The organism is Alteromonas sp. 5NW40-0090 (assembly GCF_057552975.1).
The window spans coordinates 102,933-129,197 of the sequence record NZ_BAAJLT010000011.1; the positions used below are offsets into that span (position 1 = coordinate 102,933).

The 26,265-nt window shown below is 39.9% G+C and carries 18 protein-coding genes; 13 read left to right on the plus strand and 5 right to left on the minus strand.

Features of this window, described 5'->3' with window-relative positions; genetic code table 11:
- Window positions 1–58 precede the first annotated feature (58 nt).
- The 6 genes from AC27KT_RS14625 to AC27KT_RS14650 all read left to right on the plus strand — a co-directional run bounded on the left by AC27KT_RS14625 (window position 59) and on the right by AC27KT_RS14650 (window position 13,108).
- Entirely contained in the window at window positions 59–3,535 is a 3,477-nt protein-coding gene (locus tag AC27KT_RS14625) for an STY4851/ECs_5259 family protein (RefSeq protein WP_487131126.1), read from the plus strand.
- Complete coding sequence (locus AC27KT_RS14630) at window positions 3,536–9,823, plus strand: DEAD/DEAH box helicase (protein ID WP_487131128.1); 6,288 nt, start codon at window positions 3,536–3,538, stop codon at window positions 9,821–9,823.
- A 253-nt stretch (window positions 9,824–10,076) separates the two neighbouring features.
- Complete coding sequence (locus AC27KT_RS14635; RefSeq protein WP_487131130.1) at window positions 10,077–10,847, plus strand: ABC-three component system protein; 771 nt, start codon at window positions 10,077–10,079, stop codon at window positions 10,845–10,847.
- The gene (locus AC27KT_RS14640) at window positions 10,841–11,056 is read left to right on the plus strand and encodes an ABC-three component system middle component 7 (RefSeq protein WP_487131132.1); all 216 of its coding nucleotides are present in this window, start codon (window positions 10,841–10,843) and stop codon (window positions 11,054–11,056) included. Before AC27KT_RS14635 ends, AC27KT_RS14640 begins: the two co-directional genes overlap by 7 nt.
- On the plus strand, window positions 11,049–12,650 hold the full coding sequence (locus AC27KT_RS14645; protein ID WP_487131134.1) for a DUF2326 domain-containing protein: 1,602 nt from the start codon (window positions 11,049–11,051) through the stop codon (window positions 12,648–12,650). The genes AC27KT_RS14640 and AC27KT_RS14645 overlap by 8 nt, the downstream gene beginning before the upstream one ends.
- 335 nt (window positions 12,651–12,985) lie before the next feature.
- On the plus strand, window positions 12,986–13,108 hold the full coding sequence (locus AC27KT_RS14650; protein WP_487131136.1) for a hypothetical protein: 123 nt from the start codon (window positions 12,986–12,988) through the stop codon (window positions 13,106–13,108).
- A 911-nt stretch (window positions 13,109–14,019) separates the two neighbouring features.
- Here the strand turns inward: AC27KT_RS14650 and AC27KT_RS14655 are convergent.
- Window positions 14,020–14,268, minus strand: coding sequence for a helix-turn-helix domain-containing protein (locus tag AC27KT_RS14655; protein WP_487131138.1), 249 nt, complete (start codon window positions 14,266–14,268; stop codon window positions 14,020–14,022).
- Between the two features lie 157 nt (window positions 14,269–14,425).
- Here AC27KT_RS14655 and AC27KT_RS14660 point away from each other — a divergent pair, with 157 nt between their 5' ends.
- Together AC27KT_RS14660 and AC27KT_RS14665 are read left to right on the plus strand one after the other, a co-directional pair.
- Entirely contained in the window at window positions 14,426–14,905 is a 480-nt protein-coding gene (locus AC27KT_RS14660) for a hypothetical protein (RefSeq protein ID WP_487131140.1), read from the plus strand.
- Window positions 14,906–16,495: a DEAD/DEAH box helicase gene (locus AC27KT_RS14665; RefSeq protein WP_487131142.1), complete on the plus strand. Its 1,590-nt coding sequence runs from the start codon at window positions 14,906–14,908 to the stop codon at window positions 16,493–16,495.
- A gap of 702 nt (window positions 16,496–17,197) precedes the next feature.
- Here the strand turns inward: AC27KT_RS14665 and AC27KT_RS14670 are convergent.
- Window positions 17,198–18,409 (minus strand): hypothetical protein, encoded by a 1,212-nt coding sequence (locus AC27KT_RS14670; RefSeq protein WP_487131144.1) that lies wholly within the window; start codon window positions 18,407–18,409, stop codon window positions 17,198–17,200.
- Window positions 18,410–19,178: 769 nt separating this feature from the next.
- Here AC27KT_RS14670 and dinB point away from each other — a divergent pair.
- From dinB to AC27KT_RS14685, 3 genes are all read left to right on the plus strand, one after another.
- Window positions 19,179–20,201, plus strand: a complete 1,023-nt coding sequence (gene dinB / locus AC27KT_RS14675; RefSeq protein ID WP_487131146.1) for a DNA polymerase IV — start codon at window positions 19,179–19,181, stop codon at window positions 20,199–20,201.
- 147 nt (window positions 20,202–20,348) lie between these two features.
- On the plus strand, window positions 20,349–20,597 hold the full coding sequence (locus AC27KT_RS14680) for a DUF1653 domain-containing protein (protein WP_487131148.1): 249 nt from the start codon (window positions 20,349–20,351) through the stop codon (window positions 20,595–20,597).
- A 63-nt stretch (window positions 20,598–20,660) separates the two neighbouring features.
- Complete coding sequence (locus AC27KT_RS14685; RefSeq protein ID WP_487131150.1) at window positions 20,661–21,551, plus strand: MBL fold metallo-hydrolase; 891 nt, start codon at window positions 20,661–20,663, stop codon at window positions 21,549–21,551.
- Between the two features lie 43 nt (window positions 21,552–21,594).
- On the opposite strand, the gene AC27KT_RS14690 is transcribed toward AC27KT_RS14685, so the two are convergent.
- From AC27KT_RS14690 to rutR, 3 genes are all read right to left on the minus strand, one after another.
- Complete coding sequence (locus AC27KT_RS14690) at window positions 21,595–22,863, minus strand: ABC transporter substrate-binding protein (protein WP_487131152.1); 1,269 nt, start codon at window positions 22,861–22,863, stop codon at window positions 21,595–21,597.
- A gap of 139 nt (window positions 22,864–23,002) precedes the next feature.
- Window positions 23,003–23,227 carry a VF530 family protein gene (locus AC27KT_RS14695; RefSeq protein WP_487131154.1) on the minus strand — a complete coding sequence of 75 codons (225 nt, stop codon included), beginning with the start codon at window positions 23,225–23,227 and terminating at the stop codon, window positions 23,003–23,005.
- 85 nt (window positions 23,228–23,312) lie between these two features.
- On the minus strand, window positions 23,313–23,984 hold the full coding sequence (gene rutR / locus AC27KT_RS14700; RefSeq protein ID WP_487131156.1) for an HTH-type transcriptional regulator RutR: 672 nt from the start codon (window positions 23,982–23,984) through the stop codon (window positions 23,313–23,315).
- 309 nt (window positions 23,985–24,293) lie between these two features.
- On the opposite strand from rutR, the gene rutA reads away from it, so the two are divergent.
- Together rutA and rutB are read left to right on the plus strand one after the other, a co-directional pair.
- Complete coding sequence (gene rutA, locus AC27KT_RS14705; RefSeq protein ID WP_487131158.1) at window positions 24,294–25,382, plus strand: pyrimidine utilization protein A; 1,089 nt, start codon at window positions 24,294–24,296, stop codon at window positions 25,380–25,382.
- Entirely contained in the window at window positions 25,382–26,113 is a 732-nt protein-coding gene (gene rutB / locus AC27KT_RS14710; RefSeq protein WP_487131160.1) for a pyrimidine utilization protein B, read from the plus strand. Before rutA ends, rutB begins: the two co-directional genes overlap by 1 nt.
- Window positions 26,114–26,265: the final 152 nt, after the last annotated feature.

Genomic DNA, 26,265 nt, shown 5'->3' on the forward strand with positions numbered 1-26,265 from the left:
ATGGCTTTTTATTTCCCTACTATTTCTATAGTCTTGTGTTTGGATAGGAGTACAGAATATGGATGTTATAAATAAACCTAAAAGTCCTGGACTAAATTCTTTAGTTCCTCAAAAGTTTTTCGATGCGTTTTTATCTTCCCGTAAGTTAGATTTCTCTGATGGTCGGCCTTTATTTGCTTATCAAGTCAGCCAGGATGAATACAGTCAATTAGCCAATTGCTTAAGTATGAGTGCGGCCTTTGGTATTGAAAATATTGAAGCTCGTTTGCCCAGGTGGGACGCTCTTTTTGTTCTGTATGCATCTGAGTGGTGGCGCAGAAATTATCAGGGAGGTGCTTGGAGTTGGGACAGTATTACTCGGTCATTGGAACTATCAGATGATGAGTTCACTCATTCCACAATTCGAAGTATCGTAACGAAAGGATTAAAGAAATGGAAAAGGGAGCTATTGGAAAATACTCAGGGAAAGCAGTATTTAGGCACAATTATATTTGAAGGCGGCATTCCGCTAGGGTTACTAAAGCAAAACACAGGCTTCGACCGTTATTTGCGTGGTGTTTTGAAAGACTCAATTCAATACTCTGAAGCTGGTTATACTCCGCCCTATTTTGCCGAAAAAAGAAAGGACATGTTGGCTACAGCCTTTCACAAAGCTGAGTTCATAACCTTAGTTGGCGAAGTGATTCAAACAGTAATAGGTCTAAGAGAAAATTATGATCTAGCCGTAATAAACGACCCTGTTGAACACTTAAATAAGAATTTTCCTGCCTGGCGCACTCACTTCCCTATTTCTTTGGAAGGGGATGAAGGTAATGCTCTAATAAGTAGCTTGATTGTGCATTCGTCGAAAGTGAAGAAAAAATCAGATGTCCCTGTGTACCTATGTCGCCGACTTCAAAATAAAGGGAATTCGTACTCGATAAAAAACGTTATCAACTTTCCAAGTATGGTGACGGAAACCGACCTTAAGGACTTTTGGCAAGTAGAAAAAGTCGGTAATAAATTAGATTTGATAGCGATTAACGGTTCTAAAAAGCTGCCCATAGCAACACTTACTCTTGTGCGCAATGAAGAATTCAAAGTCTCACCACTAATAAAAACGTTGCCATCAGCAGGAAGCCATGAAGACTGGCAATTGTGCTTTTATCGTAAAGGTAATGCTATTTCGGAAAGACACCTGTTAAAAGGTGGTGAAGCAATAGAGCCAGACCTACCTACTGGATTTGTGCAAACTAAAAACGATAGTTGGGAATACCAAGGTCAAGGTGATGTATGTACATCAGAAGCTATTTTGAGGGTGATACTTCCCGCAGAAGGTCATTTGGTCGGAGATTCTTTTGAAGATGTAGGTTGTACAGAAGATGGAAGGACTGTCTGTGATATTACGAATACTTCTGTGTTTAGAGTAGACGCTGACGAAACATACCAAATAAAAGTCAAATTGGAATCACCCCCAGCAAACGTTATCTACCGAATTTGGTCTGAGCATAAGTTACATCAAAAAAATAGTAGTGTTGCGGTTATAGTTGGCAATCCACACATCACTAAAGTTGTGGGAGAAAGTTTTTATTCTGAAGTACCAATCTCTCAGATTTATTGGCGAGTTCGAGGTGGAAACTGGCGTGGGGATTTGGCAGCAGCTGTCGGCGCTGTTGATATCGGTGTTTTTGATGGCGGTAAGCTAGTGTACCGGAAAAAACTGATCGTTTTACCGAGAGATTTAAAAATCTCGTTCAATAGCTGTGTTGATTATTTTAACCAAGGAGAAATCGTTTTCTGCTCTAATCAGCTTAGGTCTGTTTCTATTTCGAGTTCTCAAATTGATTATTCAACTAATAGAGAAGGCTCTGTTTATAGTTTGAAAGTCACTGCTCACGGCGAAAACCCTAGAGTAATAAACGTTTTACTCGATTTTGAACGCAGTAATCAGCCTGTTAGTGTTGAGTTGCCATTTCCAACCTCAGGCGGTCGATTTGTAGATAGTGATGGCGGTCAACTTAAACATAACGCATTGATTACGATGGAAGAGTTAAGGACAGTTCAACTTGAGATACAACACAATGACCCAAGCTTACACCAAGACTATTACATTGACTTTAGTTTGCGTTCAAACGACCCTCTGGAACTGTTAAAGCTAGCTAATATAACGATAAAGCTAACATTAGATAGAGAGTTAGTTACTGGTAGCTTTCATTTGATAAAGCCATTGATTGACTTTCAAAGTGAAGTCAAACAGTTATTTGCACTGTCGGAAGATTTAGACGCTTACATGGATGTAAATGTGAGGTCTGGTACTGAAAAAGTAATTAGCATTAGAATCGTGCACTATTCATGTTTTTTAGAATCAGATGAGATATCAAATGGTTATTCTTTGTATCTTAATGATATTGAAGACAGTTCAATTAGTAGGTCAGAAAAAGACTTACCTATTTTATTAGCCAAGCCACTCCATTTTCCAGAAGAGAGAGGGTTTGAATTGCCTCCGATAAAAGTACAAGGTGTTTGTACTAATCGATGGTTAGTACCTAATCTATCCAAACACACTGGGCCTTGGTTGGTTTTTGAGCCAAAAAGAAATTCTAAAATACGTCCTCGCTTGATAATTGAGGGTCATTCTAATAGCACTACAGAATGTTATGCTACTAAATCGAGTCCCCTGAGAGCTGCAATAGCTGAGTCTGACTATAATGTTCGCCAGCAAATGTTTGATAGGGCTATTTCCGAAATCGCTGATGACCTAAATCATAAAGATTGGAAAATTGTTGATGCTTACATCACTGAATTTCATTTACTACCACTCACGACTTTTGCTTTGTGGGAGCGATTTACAAAAAATGATTTAGCTATGGCACAACTATTCTTAAAGTTTATTGACGATTCTGAAAAGAGTATCTATGTAGAAAAATTTTCACAAGAACTGCCATTTTTATGGGAGTGTATTTCTCCCGAGGCATGGCAAAAAGCATTCGGACAGAAGCAAAAGCAGTTAGCAGACGCGCTCAGTGCTATGCCAAATGGGCATGAATTGCTAGTAACGCAGTGTTTAAATTGGTTAGACGCTCTCTCGCACCTTTCGGCTACATCAACAATTGCCGTAAGAGCACTAAAGCATTTTATTTTTGGTCAGAAAGACAAAGGCTTTGAAATTTTTTCAGAACTCGACGCTGCAAAGACCGCCTGCAATGCCCTAGTCTCACGAAATGACGATTCAAAATATCAAGATCTAGTTCGACGTAATGCTGAAGAAAGCTGGCCTAGCCTAACAGACGAGCTAACAAATAGGTTGCTTCCTAATGACAATACTAGAGCAATTCAACTATTGAGTTGTTTAGTTCGTGACTTACCTAAATGGCGTACCTCAGTCGTTTTAACTCCTGTTTTACTGGGCATTCACCATGCAAGTAAGAAGGGATCTGGAGTAATAAGCTCTTCACTAGATGTTCACAGTATGCGCAATGTAATTCGGTTTGATAAAGAGTGGTTTACAGCAGCTTATACCGTTGGCTTCATTTACGGATTAGGACAAAAAATTTAAATGGATAACAATTATTTCTCTTCTTTAACAAAAGATTTAGTGAATCGCTCAGCCAACTCGACGATTGGTTTATTGAACATTGCTAATGAGCCTCTAACTCGTTTATTAAAAGAAAAATTTAACTCCTCTCCTGGAGAACCAGGTTGTTTGTTAGGCGATCCTGTATTTGAAGGTAAATTTGGTTGGAAAGAAGCTGATGCAACGATGCAAGACTTGTCTGGCAATTTGCTGGCCCCTTCATTAGTCGAAGCAATGGAGAACCCCCCTAAGGACTTAAAAAAAGACTACAAGTTTTCATCTACGTGGAGTCCATACACTCATCAAGTTGACGCTTGGAAAGCACTAACGGCAGAGAAACCTAAATCTGTGTTAGTAAGCAGCGGTACAGGCTCTGGTAAAACTGAGTGTTTCTTAGTGCCCGTGTTAAATAGCTTACAACAAGAGGCTGAGAAAGGAAGTGGACTTCAAGGCTGCCGAGCACTGTTTTTGTATCCGCTAAACGCGTTGATAAATAGTCAAAGAGATCGCCTTAGAGCTTGGACTCACGGGCTAAACAAGCAAGTCCGATTTAGTTTATACAATGGTGAAACGCCTAACTTACCTCTAAGAAAAAATCCAGAATACCCAAGAGAAGTAGATAATAGGAAAGATTTAAGGGCCTATGTACCACCGATCATTGTTACTAACGCGACGATGCTAGAGTACATGCTCGTTCGTAAAGATGACAAACCAATTATTGAACAGTCTAAGGGGAAGTTAGAGTGGATCATTCTTGATGAAGCGCATACTTATTTAGGGTCACAGGCCGCTGAATTATCGCTGTTATTAAGACGCGTGGTATCGACGTTTGAAGTAGATCCTAAAAATGTTCGTTTTGTTGCTACATCAGCCACGATTGGAGGAAAAGATAGCAAGGATGAATTACAGAAGTTCTTGGCGGATATAGCAGGCGTTGCGTTAGAGCAAGTAGTGGTAATCGGCGGTGAAAGGGAGTTTCCAAGTTTACCTCGCGTAGAATCTAATAACTCGTCCAATAATGAGATATCTCAATTAGATAGTTCGGATTTGTTATCACAGCAAAGATTTGAAGCGTTAAGTTCAAACCCGTTATCGCTGAAGCTGAGAGAGTTATTTGTTAAGAGTGAACCACCAGTTGCAACCTTAAGTGAAATTTGTTCAACTTTATTTGCGAGTGAAGCGAATGGCAAGGATAAAAAGCAAGAAGCACTAAACTGGCTAGATTTATGCTCTGGTACGGCTAGGGATTATAAAAAAGGACGGACGGATACATTTCTACCACTTAGAGCCCACCTATTTCACACCACCATGTCTGGTTTATGGGCTTGTGTAGACAAGAATTGTTTACACAAAGAAAAGCCGCTAGATGACCCCCGTTGGCAGTTTGGGAGTGTATATTTCGACAGGCGCGAAAAATGTGACTGCGGAGCACCAGTTTATGAGTTGAAAATTTGTAATGACTGTAGTGATGTTCACTTGCACGCTAAAAGACTGTCTGATGGAAGGCTGACGCTTACAGATGATTTTGAAGTTGAAGATGACTTTTCTTTAGAGCTAGAACGAAATGAAGATGATGAATCCGAACTAGACGACACTCCAATAGTTGATATCGGCAAGGTTGTAATATCTGGAGTGCCAGGAAAACAGTCGATTATTGATAGACTGTCTAGAACCAATAGTGAGCTTGATAGTGATGAACCAGATGCTATTCCGATTCACTTAAATCAGTCAATTGATAGTCCCGTACGTTGCCCTTCCTGTAATGCTCCTAATAACAATGAGCACTTGTTTCGACCAGCAAGGCTGGGGGCACCCTCTCATATTACTACAGCAGTGCAGACCTTATTAGAATATGCTCCGGAAGGTAAAGACCTTGAAGCGCATGGGCCATTTAATGGTCGTCGTTTGATTACATTTACTGATAGCAGGCAGGGGACAGCTCGAATAGCTGCAAAACTTCAACAAGATGCAGAAAGGAATAGAGCTAGATCACTCATTTATCATCACTTATTGAGAGCACAAGCTGACGCTTCAGGTAATGCTGAAGACATACAAAATATCGAAGCTGAAATTGATGCATTAAGAGCTACACAATCAACTGTACCTGATAGCATGAAGGTAACTTTTGATAGAATGATTACAGATAAGCTTGAGGAATTAGCAAAGTTCAGTGGCGATGTCATGGTTGGCGTCCCTTGGCAAAGTCTTGAAGGAAGTTTAGCTAATGGCGAGAAGTCGATATCTAAATGGATGATGGACGTTTACAAAAGGTTAGCTCCTAAAGTTTTTACACAAGAGGTTGGAGTAGAGCGAATTTCAAGAATGGTACTTGAAAGAGAGTTTCTAAGACGACCCAAGAGAGCGAATAATTCAGAAACTATGGGGCTAGTTAAGCTCAACTATCCCAAGTTAAACAAGGTGCATGAACTACCAACTGAGCTGATAGGCAAGAAATCTCTAGATAGCTGGAAAGATTTTTTAAAAATTTGTATCGACTTTTTTGTCCGAAGCAATTTTGCCGTCGAAGTATCTCAGTCAACGCGGAACTGGTTAGGCGAAAAAATTCGACAAAAAGAGTTGAATCCTCAACTAGGCTTGTCACGCAAAGAAGCAGGCTGGACAGTTGTTTGGCCGACCTATAACCGTCATTCAGACCGTTTGCCTACTTTGGTTAACCTTCTAAGAGCATGGTTGAGTATAGATCTTGAAACTAAAGCTAACCAGATATTAGTCAGCAATTTATTGAAGCAGGCTTTTGAAGTATTAAAAAGCGACAAAGTAGGGATTTTCACTAAAACTGGAGACGGCAATTTCTTTCTAGAACTCAGGAAACAAGTAGAGTTTTCTTTGATAACTAATGCATGGAAATGTCCTATTACCAATAAAGTATTAGATACGACACTCGACGGCATTTCGCCATATTTGCCTTCATACGCTGATCCAAAAAAGTATGTGTGTCAGCCAATTAAACTCCCTATTTATGACGCGCCCTTTGGTAAAGGTAACAGTAGAAAGGAAGAGCTAATCGAAGCGAAAAAATGGCTGCTGGAGAATGCCGATGTTGAAGTCATAAGAAGCTCTGGAATATGGACTGACTTAAACGATCGAATAGTCGAGCAAGTACCATTCATAAGAGCTGTAGAGCATTCCGCACAACTTTCTGGTTCTAGACTTCGCCAATATGAAGATGATTTTAAGAAAGGCAAATTGAATATTCTATCCTGTTCAACAACAATGGAGATGGGAGTCGATATTGGAGGCATATCAGTCGTTGCTATGAATAATGCTCCCCCTCATCCTGCTAACTATCTACAACGTTCCGGTCGAGCGGGTCGAAGAGGAGAAAACCGAGCTGTTGCTTTTACATTGTGTAAACAAAACCCTCACGGTAACCTAATCTTCAGTAATACAAAGTGGCCTTTTACTACACCAACATTTGTTCCCAAAGTTACTTTCCAAAGTCAAATATTAGTTCAAAGGCATGTCAATGCTTTGTGTTTGGCGTTTTTCTTAAATACCTTACTGAGTGACCAAGATTTAACCAAGCTAAATTGTATCGCCTTTTTTGGTGACGCGGAGTCTAGAGGGTTAACACCTGCGAAAAAATTTTTAGATTTGCTTAATGGAGGTTCAGGAGTATGGTCACAATCGCAAATATCGAAGCTAACAGTGCTTACTAGAGGGACTTGTTTGGCTCGAATGTCAGCTGATGAATTGTTATTAAGAGCTGGAAAGGATTTCAATAGAATTTGCGAGAACTGGTTAAATGGCCGAGATAGGTTACTCAAAGAAAAACAAGGATTGATAGGCGGTGACAAACGTGCCGAGAAAGCAGTTGATATACAAATAACACGAGTCGAGTGCGAATATTTGTTAAGCGAGCTAGCAACAAGTGGCTTTCTTCCTGGTTATGGTTTCCCTACACATATTGCCAATTTCAACACTATAAACTTGTCCCAACTGCAAACAATAGCTGAAGAAAACAAAAATAGACTAAATGATCAGCTAAATCGTCATCGTATTGATAACAAAATGATGGCTAGAGATTTTCCTTCTAGGGACATGGTTTCGGCTATTAGAGAGTTCGCGCCTGGAGCTGAAGTTGTTATTGACGGGCAAGTCTTTAAATCCGGTGGGATACTTCTAAACTGGAAAGTACCAACAGACCAAGATAAAGCAAAAGAACCTCAAGGCTTTAAGTATGCATGGAGGTGCAGTTCTTGCGGGGCTAGTGGTTCGAGTCACTTAATAAAAGAAGCAACAGAGTGCTCTGTATGCGGTAAACCAATTGAAAGTGAAAATATAAAAACATTTACAGAACCGAGTGGGTTTGCTGTTGATATCTATGAGGCCACTCATAACGATATTTCAAGACCTAAATATTTACCTGTGAGAGAGCCTTGGATTACTGCTAATGGTGAATGGGTCAACCTGGTCAACGAAGATTTAGGCCGTTTTAGGTCTACATCTAATGGACATGTATTCCATTTTAATGATGGAAATACTTCTCAAGGCTACTCTATCTGTTTGGAGTGCGGAAGAAGTGAACCTTCAAATTTTGACGAGTTTAGCCAATTTTCTAGCGATCTTGGACATAAGCGACTCAGGGGGGGAAAGGATAATGATAGTTCGATATGTCCTGGAAGTTTTGATGACTGGAAAATCAAAAAGAACATTAGTTTTGGCGTAGAAGACCGAACAGACGTACTTGAACTTCAGATAAAAGATCCAAACTGCTCGACTTTTGTTAATAATAAAACGATTGCCCTCTCAGCGTCGGTAGCCTTAAGACAAGCTGCAACTGAGTTTCTAGGCATTGCAGAAGAGGAAGTGGGAATTACTGTCTCACCATCCTTAGTAGATGGTATGGAAGCTCAATCTATTTATCTTTTTGATAGAGCCGGAGGTGGTTCAGGATTTATGTCTTCTGTGTCTGACAAGCTTCCTGAATTATTAAAAAAAGCAATAAATAAACTTCATTGCAAAGCGAATTGTGAAAGTGCTTGTCATCATTGTTTATTGAGCTATGACACGCAATTTAAAGCAAAAGAACTTGATAGAAAAGCAGCGTTAGAATTCTTCAATGAGCATTGGTTAAGCTTGTTAAAGTTGGATTTAAGTGACAAGTTATTTGGAGAGAATACAGAGTTAGAGACTAGGCCTTTGAGGGCTGCTATAGGAGACGGTATTCTCGCGTCATCTAACCCTATATTACGAATATTTTTGAAAGGTGACACGGCAGATTGGGACTTGTTGAATCGCGATTTTAGAAAGTTCTTAATGGAACAGTCGGTAGTTGGCTGCGATATTCAATTAGCTGTCGATGAGGCAAAGTTAGAAAGCGCGGATACTGAAATTATTGAACAACTTAACTCTTATGTTAAATCGCATGTCGTCTCACTCGTTAAAAGCAACGATGTTGACTTTACCTTAATAGAATTACAATCTGATAGATTTGTAACTAAGTGGGGGTGTCGCCAACCTGGAGACAACTTAGGCGTACCTGGTCACTTGTTCTTTGAAACTGGGAATAGCGCCCCCATAGTTAAAGCAACATATCAACAGCAGCTTACACCTCATCAAGCAGTCGATCTTGCCGCCTATACAAGACACAATACTACAGTTAATTCAAACGCTTGTGAAATTGAAATTAGGCACGAAATCAATGGGTTTGTTTCTGGGTTCGGAAGCAGGTTTTGGGATTTTATCAAATCAAAAGCTCCGGCTCAGTTTGAGTTATTAGACAATCCAGATACAGCAAAAAATATCGTAAAAGTGTCTTATTACGATAGGTATTTGAATACACCTTTGATGGTTTCGCTACTGTCAGAGCTTCTTGAAGGCCTTCGCGACGTAGCCGTCCGTTGGGATACTCCTGAAATATTAATTCATAGTGCTGAACCTTCATCTTCAAATTATAAAGCAAAACTATGGGACAATTTTGGAGACTCTGAAAGCCGCGATCGGGCTATTCAAAAAGTGTTGGCTTACTCTGACATCAAGGTATTTGCGTATACCAAAGAAAAACGGAATTTACCACATTACAGACGGTTAGAAGTTTTCTTTTCTGACGGTAGTAAATTGTTAGTAAGGCTTGACCAAGGTTTAGCCTATTGGATTGTAGATAACAATTATCGCGTTCCGAGCTACGAGCTTAGTTTTGATTTTTCGAACAGTAGCCCCGAAGAAGCATTATCAAGCTTTAAAGTTAAGGTTGCTAATGAAAGTGAGCGGCACGGGACACAGGTTGTGGTTAGATTCGAAGATTAGTCTAGCCGTTTCGGTACATGACTTACATGAGATGATTAACCTCGACAAGTTTAGATTAGATTTAATTAAACGAGTTTGATTCACTGTGCTCGATAAAGCTAGTAGTCACATTGGCCTAACAGTTTTCTTTTGAAGTTAGCCCATACCAACAAGCATCTATCGACGGTAATCAGAAAAAATCGGTGTTATTTCTAATTTTGTATATTTTGATGTATGTACCTAAAAGTTCGTCTAGAACATGGGCTTTATAAATATGAAAGCAAGAAGAGCTAATGTAAACGACACGGTTAAAATGAGCCTCTTATGTGAAGTGCAAGGGGCGTGTCCATTATGTAGTCGGAATTTGGTAATAAAAAAAGGCGGAAAGACAGTTAGGGTGTTTGATGTCGCTCATATATATCCCTTGAATGCAACTGAGCGTGAAAAGAAAATTTTAGAAAATGAAGAAGTTTTGGAAGTTGATATTGATTCAGAACCAAACTTTATCGCTTTGTGTAAGGAGTGTCACAAGGTCTACGATACACAAAAAACTGTAGAAGAATACAGGCAACTTGTCGCTATAAAAAAGAATATAAATAAAGCGAAAGAGCTAGCCGCAACTTGGGACAAGCAAACACTCCATAAGGACATATCATTAGTCGCGTCAAAAATAGGTGCGATGGATGAGCAAACAATTGCAAAGACCAAACTATCGCACGATGCCTTAAAAGTAAGTGATAAAACAGACGATACTTTTGGAATAATAAATGAAATGAAGGTTAAGCAATACGTTGTAAGCTTTTTTGTCCCTATACGGGAAGCACTAAAGCTACTCGAACTTCAAGAAAAAGCAAAATCAGCATTTATTTATGCACAGGTTAAAAGTTACTACACGCTTCTATTGATGAAAGGTTATGATCAAAAAGAAATTTTTGAAAAATTGTGCAATTGGTTTATGACAAACACAGGCATAACGGAAAGAGATAAGGCCGAGGTATTGGTTTCTTATTTTATACAGAATTGTGAGGTTTTCTCGGAGTGCTAGTTCCTAATAAAACAATATCTTTAGAAGAAAGTAGTTTATATAAAGCCTGTCAAATATTAGATGCATTGCAATCACCGATTGAGCTTGTAGAGCTATACCAAGTCAATAAGAAAAAATATTCAGATATAGCTAGTTACATTGATGCTTTGGATATGCTCTACATATTAGGGAAGATCGATGTTAAAGATGGAGTAATATATCGTGCTTAAATCTATCAGTTGTGAAAAGATCGTTGAAACACCTTTGACTTTTGATGCGGGTTTAAATTCAGTCGTTGGAGCAGATGATGCTCAAAATTCTATTGGTAAGTCATCAATTCTTATGCTTATTGACTTCGCATTTGGGGGAAATGATTTTCCGATTAAATGTGACGATGTAATAAAAAACGTTGGTGATTTAAAAGTAGGCATAGAATTTTACTTCGATAAAAAATACTCATTCTTGCGCGATACCGCAGAACCCGACTCGGTGTACTTTGTTGAAGCTCAAGAGATAAAAACTATAAAAGAGTACACTGCTTTCCTCAAAGAAAAATATCTACCTAATGAGTTAGATATTTCATTTCGTGAATGTGTTAGTGGCTTTTTTAGAGTATCTCAAAGAAATAACTACGATGACAAAAGACCGTTAGATATTGTGAAAAAAGACAGTTGGGATAGCATTCGAAAAAGAGTGCTTAAATTATATGGAGAGTATTGGCGAATTTCAAATTTAGAAGAAAAGAGATCAGAAAAGACCAAAAGATTGAGTGATATAAAAGGCACATTCGGTTCTGGTGCAGTTATAAAAATAACAAAAACACAATACAATAAGAATGTTAACAGTATTAACGAGCTTTCGGATGAAATTCATTCTATAAAAGACTCTTTGAAAAAGAATGTCACTGATATCAAGTCTATAATTAATGATAAGAATCTTTCATTGAAAAAGGAAAAAGATAAACTGCTAGATAAGCGAAATTCTCTTATTTTGAAATTAGATAGAATAGAATCTAACATAGATGGTACTAAGATAAGAAATAAGAAGAGCTTTAAAGCAGTTATAGATTTCTTTCCTGAGATAGACACAGAAAGATTAGAAAAGGTTGAAAGTTTTCATAGAGGAATAACGAAGATACTTAAACAGCATCTAAATGCTGAGAAAAAGTTATTAACGGAAAATATATCTCTTATAGATCTCGATATAGAAAGAATAGATGAAGAACTGTTAAAAATAGTAAACTCAAAAGAGGAATCAGTATATTTGCTCGAAAGATTGATTGATCTTGATCGAGCCAACCGAGACATGATAAATCAAAACAAATATTGGAGTAGAGCAAGTAAACTTAAAGAAGAAATATTTCAGTTAAAAAATGAAATTGCTGAAGCTATAAAAAGCTCAGTCGACGAGATAGAAAAGTCCTTGAACCGTGGGATGAAGAACTGGATTGAAAACATATATCACAATAAGGCAATAACACCATCATTGTCTTTGAAAGGCACGGACTACAAATTCATTCATGGAGATGATCGAGGAACTGGTAAAGGGTTTGCCAATATGATTGCATTGGATTTAACGTTTCTAGAAAAAACTCATCTACCCTGCTTAATTCATGACAGTTTGCTATTTAAAAATCTTGATGTTCCTGCTGTTGAGAGTTTGATGAAAATATATTCTGGCTTCAAGAAACAAATTTTTATTTCTATTGATGAAGTCTCAAAGTACAACCAAGATGTTCAAAGTTTGATTAAGTCTTCCGAGTTTATAAAGCTTGATAAGGATAAACTTGCGTTTAAGGTTAAGTGGAAAAACAGGCAAAACTAAAAAAATTGCAACGAACAATCGTAAATTGCTGCGTTAATGACACAATGAGCTATCTCGAATGAGTCATATCCACCTGTCGCTTATCTCTGCTAACAAAGCGCAAAGCTAACAGAGAGCTAAAATAACTATTTAGTTTAGTCGTTATGATAGTTTCATTATGACTTTATCATTATGATAGTTTCATTATGACTTTATCATAATGATAGCCTAGGTGGCTTTTTACGCCCGAAGAACAAGATGGCAAATAATGAAAGAGTACAAGGTTAGCGACATAACACGACATGAGTAATAATGTGCCCAAGTCTACAAGATTATGCGACAATGGGTGAAGCTGCGTGAGTATTTCGACAGAAGGTCTTTCGACGAGAAAAAACCGACTTGTTAAGGTTTTTCGAAATGAGGTAAATGGTGTGAAGCACCATGACAACGGCGGCGGCTATCGCAATGAATGGCAGTAATAGTTGCATCCTTATATTTTTCATGTGATTTCAGTGAATGAACGTGATTTAATGAAATGCTTCCACCACCTATCGGTTCGAGCGCAGCCATCGGGATTATCTGCGTACCATCACTACAAAAGGCTGTTAGAAAACGGCTTCTTCGAGCATTATTTCCCTCCGTTGGGATGCGAGTAGTATGTTTTATTCTGACTGTTCGCAAATTTGAAGCGAGTTGTTGCATGAAATACAACAACTCATGATGCACTGAAAAGGAGTGCGCATTTATTGCTTATTCCTTTTTAGCAGTATTAATCATCACATCGACAAGCCTAGGTAAAAGCCACTGTCCAGATCGCCATATTTACAACAATAAGTAATATAATCAGTGCAACCTAATACGTACTCACAATTTCTCAGAATGACGCAATGTCACGCATTGACATTATTACTAGCGGATGCACAATGTCGAAGAAGGTAAAACGGTGTGGTAGGTTCCAAAATGGAACCTATCAGTGTTTTTGAGCAACGAACTGATGCAGCATGAGGCCAATCGGGGAAGAAACGAGATATAACATGACAGTAGCTGTTTCGCATTGGTTACTTCGTGATATTTTTTGCAGGCCGACTACGTTGCGATAGATTTGCCAAGCTCCACTTACCACATATAACTACTTCTATGAAAACCTAAATAAGTTAAGAGTTCGTTCCACCTTATCCTGACTCTAATGGCTCTTAATCAAAGCTAGTAGATACCTGTTCACAATCATGACTTATTGTAAGCAGGAAACGACTAAAGAGATAACCTAACTTTCATGCTTATAGGTCTAGCATGAGAAGGTGCACAAAACGTATAGTATTGGTGCCTACAGAAGGAGAAGCTATGGATGCCTATAATGTTTACCTGAATGAAGTAAAATCACTTGCAGCGGCTATTTCATACATTTATTAAAAGATGTTACAACTTCCTTTGATTCAGGAAATATGTCGGACGCTTCGCAACCTAGTAAGTGGATGATTTCATATATGCGTTCACATGAAACCGCCACCTTCCCAGACTCTACACGGCTTATATAACTTTGTTCGACGCTTAATTTATCAGCCAATTCAGCTTGGCTGTAACCATTCTTTATCCTCGCTAACTTGATGTTAAGTCCGATAATTTTTTGCGCTGATTGCATTCAGACGTCCCACAATTAAATCGGATATCGTCCCACATTGCGGTTTTTTCTCCTATGTAATATAATGCATTAAAAATGACTAATAGGTCATAAATCATGTGTTAACGTAGATAAGCTTGAAATGAAAATAGACCCTGTCATTAAGTCAATCATTTGTATGAAAAATATCGACCGTTTTTCAGTTACTGAAATTAGAACAGCCTATATTGCGTTGGTTGGCGACGAAGGGCTTGATAGTTACAAGCTTAGGCAATCGATTTATGACGATTTACATAAGCTAATAAAACAGCGTTTTCTCATTAAGAAGACAACTAGCAATGGTAGAGAAAGTCGTTTTACTAAAACTGAGTTTTTCAAACCGACGCTGATAGGTGAGTCGAAGCCAAGTGTTTTTCAACCTAGTAAAAAAACGAACGAAACGATTAATGCGCTCTACTTGGATCTAAGCACACTGAATGCTGATCTATTACAGTGCATGGGCGCTTTAGATTCATTTCTTAAAATGAAGCAACAATACCCAGAGTTGTTAGATTTTTTTAAAGAAATGATTCACTCAACGAAGGAACAAAAGCACATAATAAAAGGAAAAATTGCAGCAATTGAAGAAATCTTAAAAAAATTAAAGGCTAAAAAGTAAATGAAATTAAGAAATTGGCAGTCTCAATGTATTAATTCAGCAATTTCTAAGTTCACGAGCGCTAAAGATTCGGAATCTTTTAAAAAGCACTTTTTAACACTTGCTACCCCAGGTTCTGGCAAGACTATTATGGCGAGTGTTCTATCTCTCAAGCTATATGAGCAAGGCTTGATAGATTTAGTTCTGTGTTTTTCTCCATCATCAGTAGTTTCATCAGATTTTAGGGATGAACTAACATCACAATTTCAATGTGAGTTTAACGGGAAAGTAGGGTCTCTAGGTGAAGTATTTACATATCAGAAACTAGGAACTATAAGTAGTGATACATGGAAGTTATTTGACCGCTTTAGAGTCTTCGTGATTTTTGATGAAATTCATCACTGTGCAGGGTCTTCTATGGAAGACGCCAATGCGTGGGGAGCACCAATTATCGATATTATACGAAAAAAAGCAGCATACAGTATTGCACTGACGGGCACTCCTTGGCGTTCTGACTCTCTACCTATAGCTTTGTCTACCTATTCCGAAGAGAAGAAAATTCAGTGCGACTTTATATATGGCCTTAAGCAAGCGATAGCAGATGATGTCTGCCGAATTCCTCAGGTCATAGCTGTTGATAACAATAAGATAGTAGTTTCTGAAACTGACAAACAGAGAGTATTTTCAAGCTTCTGCACATTACTGTCTGCAAGAGCTTCTTCCTATTCGAATATAGTGCAGAATCGAACAGTTAACGAGCAGGTTATTTCAAGGGCTATAAAGAAACTGAGTCAAATAAGAAGAATCAACTTTAAAGCTGGGGGATTGGTTGTTGCTTCTTCAATAGAGCACGCAGAAGAAATCAAATCACTAATGCTACATAGCTACGGAAAAGATGCAGTCATAGTAACAACTAATGAAGCTAGACCTGCGGATAAGATTAAAGTATTTAAAAATAGCAGTGAAGAATGGCTTATAAGCGTAGGCATGGTCAGTGAAGGTACAAACATTCCTCGTCTACAGGTCTGTTGTAACTTAACGAATGTTACTACCGAGATGTACTTCAGACAGATTTTCGGCCGCGTCTTGCGAAAGACTGATTCGCCGAACCAAGATGCTTTTATGTTCATGCCAGCTGAACCAAAGCTGATTGAGTACGCAAAGCGAATGGTTCAAGATATTCCTGATGAACGCGCTAAAGTTAAAGTTGTGAAAATGAATGAACCAATAAGAACGAAGAGTGTAGATGAGAATTCTACTGGCTATAAAGATGTTGCATGTAGTACAAACATCAACGGGCAAGATAAGCAGACCACTACTGATAGCGTAATAAAAGACCCTAAACAACTCCCTCTAACTATCCGATTAGGAATGGATGAAGAATTAGCTAGTAAAAATCTTGTTTGGTCAAACCTTGCTGAGTTAGAAAGCTACAGTAAGACACCAAAATTCAAACGTCAGCGCGTATTGGGTATTGTAGGGAAATATAGGGAAGAATCCTTGCAATTAGCAGATTTGGAGCCGTTTATGATATCTGAATCCACAAAAAATGAACTTGCTCTTATCAATAAGAACGCTACAAATGAATTAACATTTCGTAAACAGCATTAAATGCTACGTAATAAATTCTTTACAGCTAAATTGTTGCTAACATAGCAAGCTCAGCGCTGGGTGCATACTGTCAATTTGGTGTCGCCGAATTTATGATGCACCGTACGCTTTGTGATTCATAGACATCATTTCATTTTTCGGAGTTGAAGATCACCTTGATATTTCGTTAGCTGAATACGTTCTCTTTCAGTTTTGTAGTTGACGTGAACGCATCCACAGGGCGGTATTTTTCTGAGGCGTTTAGATACAACACCCATTGGTATTTGACCTTTAAACGAGCCGTGAGCGAGTTGCCAATTGTAGTAATGTTACCACTCAGGCAACGTTTCGCCTTTGAATTCTTCGCAGTACCGTTTCTTCATTTTGAGATCTCTATCGCCTTCAGTTTATCGAAAATCTCATCAATATCATGGTGTTATTTTTTGAGGAAAAGTCACCGCCTAGGCCTTTCTCATTGTATCGTTTTATCGATTGTACAAATTTTTGAAGAGTGGGCCTAGATATTCCACACTGATGACAAACTAGGCCGCATTACGGGTTTCTCCGTAAAGCTCAATCCACTTCAAACGCTTTTTGATTTCTGTATCATAGAGACATAGTATATTGAAACGCTCTCTATGAATCACACACATAAGTGTTCTTTGGTGTTATAGCTAATAATTAGGCGGGTCTCTTGTTATATGAAAGCCCTATTTTTCAATTTCAATTAATTCTAATATAGTGATAAACCGCAACATTTTTAGGCCGCGTCTCGCTAGATATTCTTGGTCTTCCAAAACCAGCGTCATGGATTCCGGCTGAGTTGACTGATGCTTGTTGATTTGGGCGTTGATCTGGCTGATTAGGTAAATCTCTGCTCCCACTTTTTACAACTTGATTGTCGGGGAAGTGCTTATGACCTTGGAATGTATCTGTCTGAAAAGAACCTACTACTCTTCCATCTTCGACATCTTTTTGATTATCGGCCAACTTGCCAGAGTAAAATGGGTCGAACTGATTTAAGCCCCTTAAAAAGACTCCTCTTAGATCAGGTACATTTGAACTACCAGTTTTTCTAGTATACATCGATGCACTTACGTCTCGGCCGTCAGATGGTGCCCACGCTGATTTTCCAGCGTCCCAGCTACTAGATGGCTTATCCTCAGTGATTTGTGAAAAACTGTCCCAGTCCAACACAGAGGTAATTATACTGCCTATAGGAAACTCTTTTCCAAAGCCGTCATCCATTGCTTCAACTACTTCCACTAAATTCTCGCGGTCTGTATTAATAGATAATATAAGTTCACTCTCTGGATATCGCTCTACAGAGATACTAAATTCATCTGGCACTTTTGTATTCGGAGTTAATGTTTGTATTATCTTCGTGCTTCCCAATATATTGACGCTTTTAACTACAGGTAATGGATCAGCGCTGAGGCGTTTTCGGTAGGAGATGTTAAAAACTACATTTGTAGGTGTTTCTATAACATTTTTGATCTTGAAGCCTGACGTTTGCTGTCCTCCGAGGCAGTCTACATAGGCTTTTGCCAAAGCGACATCCGGAACGGCCGTAACCGAAGACTGATAGAATTTGCTGTCTATCTGAATATCCTTAGCATCTCGAATTGTTTGTTGAAAATTGCTAATTTTGCTCTCAGATGCCCCAGCTACGAGTGATAACTCTTGCATCAAACCTGAATCGCTAACTGGAGTGATACCATTAATGCCAAGATTCCACTTTCCTGACTTAAAATCTTTCTTAAATGTATTGGACTCGAAATAACTTTTTAAATTACCGTTAAAAGTGTCACTTTGATTCTGAATTACATGTTTATATAGCCCGTCTTTTAAAAGTGGTAAGCAAACATTATCTTGTGAAAATGCAGAAGCACTTAAAGTGAGTAAAAAAATACTTAAAATGAATTTGTCGAACATAACAGTCCCTTGTCGCCATGATTTGGTTAAATAATGTACAGCCTCATTGGCAAGAAGTCTACCTGTAAGTTCTATTAATAATCTAATTATAAATTTTGCGCGAATTGAGTGGTGACGTTAATTATGAGCTAGCTTAAATAGAAACTATCTTTCGAGAAATTACGTGATATGGAACAATGACAATATACTGTTTGAGAAGGCTTTAGCAAACACCTGTATTTTAAGCTCACCTGCTACTTGCACGCTGCTTTTCATAATGAGCAATATCTTAGGACAAATTTAAGTGGCTCGCGACTGTAGACATCCAAAACTAATTGCGCATTTTTTTGCACTTTGGTCGTCATTTCTTGCTCTCTCGTTGCCATAACTGAAGTTTCTTGAAGTCAACGACCGCAATACGAACACTACCTTCGTTTAAATAATGCCGCGGTGGAAGCAGGTACTGGCGCACAACAGACCGTGAGATTCGATCTAGCTCTTTCAATGGGTGTCTCAGATTGAGTTTTGATTAATCAACCAACAAAAATTTTTAGGCCAAATTGAGTAGCCAGATTACGTCTACTTCAGTGTTCAAACCAAAGGTTTCCATTTTGCCTGGTGTTTATCAAAATTTGTGTGCAGCTTCCGGAATATTACATACAAAAAAAACTATATGTAGTGGGGAGGGGTGGGTTCTTTCTTGTATCTATCTGTTTAAAAATATTATTTATTAATAATGGCTTGCTTACATATACAATCTACAAGCTATAGTAACAACGCCGCAGTTGAAATGCGCGACAACCCAGCCTTGCGCGATATTCCTATTGCCATTGGCGGCAGTGCCGACCGTCGGGGAGTTATTTCTACCTGTAACTATCCCGCCCGCAAATTTGGTGTCCGCTCAGCCATGGCTACTGCGTACGCGCTAAAACTATGTCCTAACCTCACTCTGGTAAAGGGGCGCATGGACGTATACGCCGCCGAGTCGCAAAAAATACGTAAGATATTTGCTGACTATACCGACCTTATCGAGCCCCTATCATTAGATGAAGCCTATTTGGACGTGACCAATAGTGAGTTTTGCGGTGGAAGCGCCACTTTAATTGCCGAAGAAATACGCGAGCGTATTAAAAACGAACTCGGCCTGACCGCTTCAGCAGGGGTCGCGCCCTGCAAATTCGTGGCAAAAGTAGCCAGCGATGAAAACAAGCCCGACGGCATTTGTGTTATCACGCCCGATAAACTTGATGCGTTTGTACGCGAAATGCCGCTAAAGAAAATTCCAGGCGTGGGCAAAGTTACCATGCAAAAGCTTCAGCGTATGGGGCTTAATACGTGTAACGATGTTCGCCAGTATCCTTTTGAGCGCATTCAAAAAGAGCTGGGTAAATTCGGTAGTGTGCTGTGGGAGCGTGCTCATGGCATTGACGAGCGTGAACTATCGGTATCTCGTGAACGCAAGTCCATCGGCGTAGAGCGCACGTTAAGCGAAGACATCCACACTTTTGAGCAGTGCATTGACTTCTTGCCACATTTATTTGAAAAGCTTCAAGAGCGAATGGAAAATCACAAGAAGCGAACGGGTAAACCCGTGCGTATTCGCACGCAGGGCGTGAAGCTTAAGTTTAATGATTTTCAGCTGACTACCGTCGAGCATCGCAGCGCAGCGCTAGATGAAGCGTATTTTCGTACACTAATGCAGGAAGCTTTTGAGCGAGCAACAGGGCGAGGCATCCGTCTTGTAGGTGTGCACATAGGGCTTGCAGCCGACCAATCAACACAGCAGTTGGTGTTGCCTTTTGAACAGGGTTAGGAGAAAAACACCACAGACTTTTGTTAAATACTCATGTGCTATAGCCTCACCCCAGTCGCTTGATATACTCCACACGATGGCGCTACACAAAACAGCGTTCAATATATACACCCTTACGCTTTCACTCTACTTTTACCGAAGGACATTATGGACTCGAAACAACTAAAAACACCCGGTCGTTATAAGCATTACAAAGGTAATTTATACGATGTTTACGAAGTCGCCACCCACTCAGAAGACGAAAGTAAGCTAGTGGTATATCGGCCGTGTTATGGCGAAAAGGCGTTATGGGTTCGTCCTTTGGATATGTTTGTTGAGTCAGTGGAAAAAGACGGAGAGACACTCCCTCGTTTTGCTTATGTAGGTGATATCCCTGAAGATGAAAAAATGATCTAATTATGAAATTAGGTCATAGTGTAAGAGGTCCTATTTAAACAGGCTTCTTACAAGGAAATAATAATGAAAACTGCACCTCGTTTTAGCGCCCACATTATGGCCGCGCTCTTAGCTGCGAGCCCGTTAATTTATTCAGCGGCTAATCCCGCAAATGCACAAGACAGGTTCGCCGATGTTGAAGTAAAGGCAACCGCGATAAAAGGCTCTGTGCACATGCTTACAGGCGCAGGTGGAAATATTGGCGTATCAGCTGGGGAGGACGGGATACTGATCATCGACGATCAATTTGCGCCTCTAGCTGAAAAAATAGCAGCACAGCTTGGTGAGTTAGGCAGCGACAAGCCTAAATATGTTATAAACACCCATTATCACGGCGACCACACAGGCTCTAATGCATTTTTCCATAGTCATAAGGGCGCAACTATTCTTGCCCATGAGAATGTGCGTGTTCGCCTAGCTAACGATGAAAAGATAAAACCCGAAGCGCTGCCAACTATCACCTATGAAGACGGAATAAAAATTTACTTCAACGGTGAGACCTTACACGTAATGCATTTAGCCGTAGGTCATACCGATGGCGATAGCGTAGTGTGGTTCGAGCAACCCAACGTAATGCACACCGGCGACTTGTTCTTTAATGGTCGTTTTCCTTACATAGATCAAGGTGCAGGGGGCAATGTTGAGGGCTATATGGACTCAGTAAAACAGCTGCTTGCTAAAATAGACGATGAAACCGTTATTATTCCTGGCCACGGCGACATCAGTAACAAGCAAGAATATAGCGCATTTTTAGCTATGATTTCTGAAACGTTCAACTACGTTAAGTCACTTAAGCAAGACGGCAAAACCCTCGATGAAATTAAAGCGATGGGCTTAGACGATAAGTGGACAGACTGGAGTTGGAATTTCATCAATGAAGAGAAGTGGATAGCTACACTCTACAAAGATGCTTAAGAGCTAAATTTTTTAGCTAAAAAGCTATGCGGCTCGAAATATCCTACGAATCGAAGAGCCGCTGTCTAACTTTTTCCATCTCTAAGGCTGTTTTGTTTACATCCATTGTTTCCATAAAGTCTACGAGAATGTTAATGAGCGGTTGATGAAAGTCCCTACTTGTAGAGCGGTCGAAAAACTGCACTACCCCGTCAGCCTTTTCTAAATTTGAGCTACCGCGTTGGACAAAGCTAACATCACTTATTTGTGCATCTGGGTGTGCGGGTAGGAAATTAAGCCTTTTATTTAGTTGGGCTTGTACCTCATGCTGAACTAGGTATCGTAAAAAAACGTTAGCGAGAGTTTTGTTTTTGCTACTTGAACGAAGGATAATAAAATCCATTGGGGCAATTTCAAACTGGCCGATATTCTCGTCCACAAAAGGAAAAGGTATAAATTCTAGCTTTTCAGAGACCACATCAGGGAACTGGCTTATCGTATAATTTCCTGAAAGCACCATTCCCACTCTATCTCGATACAACAGAGGTAGTACTTCTTTTTGTGTGAAGCGGTCGGCTCCTTTAAGAAAACATTGGTTATCAATCATTTCTCTCCACAGTTGAAGTACCGCAAACACTTTCTCATCCGTAAATTTTACATTTCCTTCCAGTAACTGATTGTAGAAAGAAAGCCCGTTTATTTTGAGGTTTAAATAGTCAAAAAGCGCTAAAACGGTCCATTTATCTTCTAATCCTAAAGCGATAGGAATAATTTGATTTCGGGACAGGGTTCGGCATGCACTCAGCAGATCGCTTATATTTTCAAGACGATTGATTTCAAATTCTTTTAGAACGCTTTGGTTGGCAAAAAATCCCCAAAAGCCCACTGACAAAGGGATACCGAACTGCTCCCCTTCATGAGTAATCAGTTCTTTCATTTCGTTTGGATATTTTTGAAGTTCTGGTTCTGTCCAAAGAGATGTTAAAGGCTCTATCAACCCTCTATCAATGACCTTTTTTAGCTCAACAGGCCATAACCATAGCATGAGATCTAGATTAGGATTGTCGCTTGACCACATTCCGGTCATTTGCTTGTAGCCAGTATCATCTGACGATGAGTAACCAATATTTATACCGGGGCACTGTGCTGAAAAGTTCGCTGCAATTTCTTCGAAGGCATTTCGTTGTTTAACACTGAAAATAAGCAGTGACACATTCAGTGTGCCCTTGGCTTCTTCACAATCCACAGCAGAAACGGGAAAGGTAAAATAGAAATAGAACAAGGACGGTAGAAAGAAAAACTTAAGCCACTTCGGCTTACTCTTACCCCACATATCAACATCCCTTGTAGATCAGAAAGTTCTAAATGTATTCGTTTAATGTACTGGAAGTGTAGTACATTGGAGGCGAGTTGCTAGTTAAAAAATCGCAATGCTGTCGTCACAGTCAGATAAGAACCTTGGACTGATAGGGCTACTCAGGCTGTTTAAACGTTTGTATGTAAAGCTGCTCTACTTTATCTCTAGCCCACTGTGTTTTCCTTAAAAATTTAAGGGATGATTTAATAGAAGGTTCGTTATTAAAGCAGTTCACTCTGATACGGTAATACATTCCATCCCAACCGTAGCGCTCATGAAGCTTCGTCACGATTTTTTCCAGTGTTAAGCCGTGTAAGGGATTGTTGGGTTGTTGGTCCATAATGTGCCGCTGATTTGCATTTACTCTATGTTTCAGTTTATCACAAACAATGGGGTCAGAGTCATTACTCTGACCCCATTTCTCTTTAAGGCTTTAGCCCATCTAAAATAATGTGCTGAATGTTACTAAGCGTGCTATCGAAGAAATCTGGATCGCTCAAATCTTTGCCGGTGACCGCTTTAATCTGCACGCTGAAATCGGCGTAGTGCTGCGTAATGGCCCAAATGCTAAAAATTAAATGTATGGGGTCGACAGATTTAAGCTTTCCGGCCTCAATCCACTCATTAATGACGGCGCTTTTTGCGTCCAGCAATGTTTTGAGCGGCGTTTCCAATTCCTTTATTAAAAGTGGCGCACCTTGCACTACTTCCATACAAAAAAGCTTAGATTCGGCCGGGTTATCCCGTGACATTTCAAGTTTTACTCTAATGTATTCACTTAAGGTGGCTATGGGCTCTTGTTCTGCAGAAAAGCTTTGCAGTGGCGTTAGCCACACATCTAATAGGTGAGTGATAACCGATAAGTAAAGACCGTCTTTGCTTTTAAAGTAATACAGCAAGTTACTTTTTGAGACATTCGCTAATTCCGATACTTGTTCTACCGTTGTGCCACTTACGCCGTTTTTTGAAAACAGAGAAAGGGCAGCATCCATAATGCGGGTACGCTTTTCTAACAGCGCCTTTTCTCTTCGTTTCTGGGTAGTAGGGCTAAAAGCTCTTACTGTTTTTGTATTTAATTGGTCTTCAGATTTGCTCACTACTCGATTCTTCTTAACCGGATTTCTACAATCTAGCGCATAGTTTACGCGCAGTTTTCTCACCTATAAACCCATTTGCACAATTATGCACCAATTAAGTTCAGTTGCACTGGACTGGATGTTCCAAATTGAACCAATAGGTCTATTTTCGAAATGTAAAACACTTAAGTTATTGAAAATAAAGTATTTAATAAATTGGCCTGCTTTATGCTGTTCACTATGTATACCGCCACTTCAATGTTTTGAATTCGGCAACCTTAAAAAAAGCGGGGTAAACCGCTTAAAACGCAGACAAGCAGAGGGAACAACATGGATATAGGTGTATTTATTCCGATTGGTAACAACGGCTGGTTAATTTCTAAAAATTCGCCTCAGTTCAAACCATCGTTTGATCTCAACAAAGAGATTGTAATGAAGGCTGAAAAGTACGATATGGACTTTGCGCTCTCTATGATCAAACTTCGCGGTTTTGGCGGTGAAACTGAATTTTGGGACTACAACTTAGAGTCCTTTACGTTGATGGCTGGTCTTGCCGCCGTTACCTCAAAAATACAGCTGTATGCTACTGCTGCCACGTTAGTCTTGCCGCCTGCGATCATGGCGCGCATGGCAACTACTATCGACTCTATTTCTAACGGTCGTTTTGGCGTAAACCTAGTGACTGGCTGGCAACGCCCTGAATACTCGCAAATGGGAATGTGGCCGGGCGATGAATTTTTCGGTAACCGCTACGAATATCTAGATGAATACATCAAAGTTGTGAAAGAGCTGTGGGAAACAGGGAAAAGCGATTTTAAAGGCGAGCATTTCCAAATGGATGACTGCCGTATGCTACCTAAACCACAGCGAAAAATTCCACTTATCTGTGCGGGCCAAAGTGCGGCTGGTATGGATTTCTCGGCGCGTCATGCCGACTATAACTTCTGTTTTGGTAAAGGTGTGAATACACCTACCGCTTTCGCACCCACAGCAGCGCGCTTAACTGAAGCGGCTGAAAAACATGGTCGCAGCGTTGGCTCTGCGGTACTCATTATGATCATTGCCGATGAAACCGATGAAGCAGCCATGGCTAAATGGGAAAGCTATAAAGACGGCAAGGATCAGTCAGCTTTGGATTGGATGGCAACGCAAGGGGCCGCTGATAAGAAGTCGGGTAAAGACACCAACATTCGGGACATGACCAACCCAACCTCAGCAGTAAACCTGAATATGGGCACGCTAGTAGGCTCTTACGAGTCAGTAGCTTCTATGCTTGATGAAATAGCCACAGTGCCAGGCTGTGAAGGTGTGTTGCTGACCTTTGATGACTTCCTTAAAGGGATGGACGATTTTGGCACTAAAATTCAGCCGCTAATGAAATCCCGTCAGCACTTGCTTAGCACATCGGGAGCCGCCTAATGTCAGCCGGTGAAATATTTGAAGTGTCAGGGTGCTTTCAAGCGCGCCAAGAAGGGCAGCCCGTACTACCAGCTAAGCCTGAACCGTTGACGTTAAACCCTACGGAAACTGCCGTAATTGTGGTGGATTTACAAAACGCTTATGCCAGTAAAAACGGTTACTTAGACAAAGCGGGTTTTGATGTATCTACTACAGCACCAGTCATTGAAAATACCGTTAAGGTACTGGAAACCGCACGGGCTGCTGGTATGCCGGTGGTGTTTTTACAAAATGGATGGGATGCCGACTATAAAGAGGCGGGCGGCCCAGGTTCGCCGAACTGGTACAAATCTAATGCCCTTAAAACCATGCGTAAACAACCAGAGCTTAAGGGCAGTTTGCTCGCCAAGGGGACATGGGATTACGCGCTTGTCGATGCCCTAAAGCCTCAAGATGGCGACATCGTTATACCGAAAACCCGTTACAGCGGTTTTTACAATACTAATTTAGACAGCATGCTGCGCGCACGCGGTATTCGCAACTTAGTGTTTACAGGCATTGCAACCAATGTGTGTGTGGAATCTACACTGCGCGATGGCTTTCATTTGGAATATTTTGGTGTGGTGCTGGCCGATGCTGCCTATCAAGCTGGCCCGCCAGATATTCACGAAGCGTCTCTTTTTAATATTCAAACGTTTTTCGGTTGGGTGTCAACCACGGCGCAATTTTGTGAGGTGTTTAAACCTTCTTAGTTTCAAAAGTCCAGACGTGAGCTCGCAGCACGTAAAGTGAAAATCCATTTAGCTTTAATCCATAGCAGCTATTCAATAGTGGGAAAGAAAGCTTAATAAGCGAAAAACCGAAAATCGAAAATAAAGGGCAACGAGTAGCGCTGCCTTTATAA